We start from the raw sequence: 2452 nt of genomic DNA, 5'->3' as shown, positions 1-2452 counted from the left end.
GCCCACCGCGAGGGCGCCGACCCCGAGGCCGAGCGCGGCGCGGCGGGACACCCGCGCGGACCGTGCGGTCGACGTCATGGGCCCCCTTCCGGTGCGGAGCCAGGCACCCCGCCCCGGCGAGCGTAGCCGAGCGGCGGGGCCGACCCCCGTACCGTGTCGGCGGCCGGTGCGATCATGGGGCCATGTCTGTTCGGGTGCTGGCCATCGGCAAGAAGCATGAGGCGTGGGTCGTCGACGGGATCGACCGCTACGAGCGGCGTCTCAAGAAGCCCTACGACCTCTCGTGGCGTCTGCTGCCGCACTCCGCGCGGCAGGAGGAGGCGGCGCGCACGGAGGAGTCGGACCGGATCCTGGGCGCGGTCGGCGCGGACGAGCACCTGATCCTGCTGGACGAGCAGGGGACGGCGTTCGACTCGCCGGGCCTGGCGCGGCACCTGCAGAGCCGGTTCGACGTCGGCGCCCCGGTGACGATGGTCATCGGAGGCGCGTACGGGGTGGACGCCCGGGCCCACGCCCGCGCGGACCGCGTCTGGTCCCTGTCCCCGCTCGTCTTCCCGCACCAGCTCGTGCGGCTGATCCTGGCGGAGCAGGTCTACCGGGCCCAGGAGATCTCCGCCGGCCGACCGTACCACCACGCATGAGCGGGCCCGCGGAGACCGCAGCGGGCGCGCCCACGCCCGCAGCCGACGTCGTCCTGGGCCGGTTCACCGAGCCCACGCGCGCCTGGTTCACGGGCGCGTTCGAGGCCCCGACGCCGGCCCAGCTCGGCGCGTGGGACGCGATCTCCTCGGGGCGGCACGCCCTGGTGATCGCGCCGACCGGCTCGGGCAAGACGCTCTCCTCCTTCCTCTGGGCGCTCGACTCGTTCGTGCGCGAGCCCGCCGCCGAGGGGACGGCGACCACCCGCGTCCTCTACGTCTCGCCGCTGAAGGCGCTCGGCGTGGATGTGGAGCGGAACCTGCGGGCCCCGCTCGTGGGCATCACGCAGACCGCCGCGCACCAGGGCCGGCCCGTGCCGCGCGTGCGGGTGGGTGTGCGCTCCGGGGACACCCCGGCGGCCGAGCGGCGGCGCCTGCAGCAGGACCCGCCGGACATCCTCATCACCACGCCCGAGTCGCTGTACCTCATGCTCACCTCGCAGGCCCGCGCGGCGCTGGCCGGGGTCCGCACGGTGATCGTGGACGAGGTGCACGCCGTCGCCGGGACCAAGCGCGGCGCCCACCTGGCCGTCTCCCTCGAGCGCCTGGACGCCGTGCTGGACGCGCCCGTGCAGCGGATCGGCCTGTCCGCGACGGTCGAGCCGGCCGCCGAGGTGGCCCGGTTCCTCGGCGGCACCCAGCCGGTGACGGTGGTGCGGCCCGCCTCGGCCAAGCGCTGGGACCTGACGGTCACGGTGCCGGTGCCGGACCTGACGGACCTCTCCTCCCCCGCCGCAGCCCACGACCTGGGGCCCGGTTCCTCGACGGGCGGGCTCGGCGACGAGGGCGCGGTGACGGGCGGGTCCATCTGGCCGCACGTCGAGGAGCGGATCGTGGACCTGGTGGCCGAGCGGCGTTCCACGCTCGTGTTCGCCAACTCGCGCCGCCTGGCCGAGCGCCTCACCGGCCGGCTCAACGAGATCTGGGAGGCCCGCGCCGAGGCGGCCGCCGCGGCCGAGCACCCGGACGCCGTCCCCGGCTTCCGCACGCCGGACCCGACCGGCTTCCACGGCCCCGCCCAGGTGGCCGGGCAGACCGGCACCGGATCGGGCACCGTCTCCGACTTCGCCCGCGCCCACCACGGCTCCGTGTCCAAGGAGCAGCGCGCCATCGTCGAGGAGGCGCTGAAGACCGGCCAGATCCGCTGCGTCGTGGCCACGAGCTCGCTCGAGCTGGGCATCGACATGGGCGCGGTGGACCAGGTGATCCAGGTGGAGTCCCCGCCCTCGGTGGCCTCCGGTCTGCAGCGCGTGGGCCGCGCCGGCCACCAGGTGGGCGAGGTCTCCCGCGGCGTGTTCTTCCCCAAGCACCGGGGCGACCTCGTGGACACCGCCGTCGTGGCCGAGCGCATGACGGCCGGGCGCATCGAGTCGCTGCGGATCCCCGCCAACCCGCTGGACATCCTCGCCCAGCAGACCGTGGCCGCCGTCGCCGTCGCGGACCTGGACGCACAGGAGTGGTTCGACCTCGTGCGCCGGTCCGCGCCGTTCGCCACGCTGCCGTTCTCCGCCTACGAGTCCGTGCTCGACCTGCTGGCCGGCCGCTACCCCTCCGACGAGTTCGCCGAGCTGCGCCCGCGCATCCTGTGGGACCGGGAGAACGGCACGCTTGCCGCCCGCCCCGGCGCCCAGCGCCTCGCGGTCACCTCGGGCGGCACCATCCCGGACCGCGGCCTGTTCGGGGTGTTCCTGGCCTCCGACGGCGGCGCGGACGACACCCCCGGCGGCGCGGCGGCCGGGGACACGGCCGAGTCG

2 protein-coding genes are annotated in these 2452 nt (G+C 75.8%); both read left to right on the top strand.

What is annotated here, in order from left to right; genetic code table 11:
• The first annotated feature begins 182 nt into the window (after window positions 1-182).
• A complete protein-coding gene (locus tag HMPREF3105_RS11920; RefSeq protein ID WP_210401456.1) occupies window positions 183-641 on the top strand; it encodes a 23S rRNA (pseudouridine(1915)-N(3))-methyltransferase RlmH in 459 nt (152 codons plus the stop codon).
• On the top strand, window positions 638-2452 hold a 1815-nt coding region (locus HMPREF3105_RS11915), incomplete at its 3' end, for a DEAD/DEAH box helicase (protein WP_141762537.1). The genes HMPREF3105_RS11920 and HMPREF3105_RS11915, both read left to right, overlap by 4 nt.

Source organism: Micrococcus sp. HMSC31B01 (assembly GCF_001816085.1).
In the GTDB taxonomy this organism is placed as follows: Bacteria; Actinomycetota; Actinomycetes; order Actinomycetales; family Micrococcaceae; genus Micrococcus; species Micrococcus luteus.
The sequence above is the reverse complement of the archived record's forward strand: the minus strand, read 5'-3'. Positions and strand labels throughout refer to the sequence as shown.